Origin of the sequence: Escherichia sp. WS3227_2 (assembly GCF_046486495.1) — a bacterium.
GTDB lineage: Bacteria > Pseudomonadota > Gammaproteobacteria > Enterobacterales > Enterobacteriaceae > Escherichia > Escherichia coli.
Window position 1 is genome coordinate 1 of record NZ_JBJQLG010000060.1, and the last position, 518, is coordinate 518.

At 53.9% G+C, this 518-nt stretch carries 1 rRNA gene; it reads left to right on the top strand.

Annotation, left to right across the window (positions count from 1 at the left end):
• Positions 1-504 (top strand): 16S ribosomal RNA (locus tag ACJHXB_RS24820); the annotation flags it as partial.
• Positions 505-518: the final 14 nt, after the last annotated feature.

Genomic DNA, 518 nt, shown 5'->3' on the forward strand with positions numbered 1-518 from the left:
GTGAGACAGGTGCTGCATGGCTGTCGTCAGCTCGTGTTGTGAAATGTTGGGTTAAGTCCCGCAACGAGCGCAACCCTTATCCTTTGTTGCCAGCGGTCCGGCCGGGAACTCAAAGGAGACTGCCAGTGATAAACTGGAGGAAGGTGGGGATGACGTCAAGTCATCATGGCCCTTACGACCAGGGCTACACACGTGCTACAATGGCGCATACAAAGAGAAGCGACCTCGCGAGAGCAAGCGGACCTCATAAAGTGCGTCGTAGTCCGGATTGGAGTCTGCAACTCGACTCCATGAAGTCGGAATCGCTAGTAATCGTGGATCAGAATGCCACGGTGAATACGTTCCCGGGCCTTGTACACACCGCCCGTCACACCATGGGAGTGGGTTGCAAAAGAAGTAGGTAGCTTAACCTTCGGGAGGGCGCTTACCACTTTGTGATTCATGACTGGGGTGAAGTCGTAACAAGGTAACCGTAGGGGAACCTGCGGTTGGATCACCTCCTTACCTTAAAGAAGCGT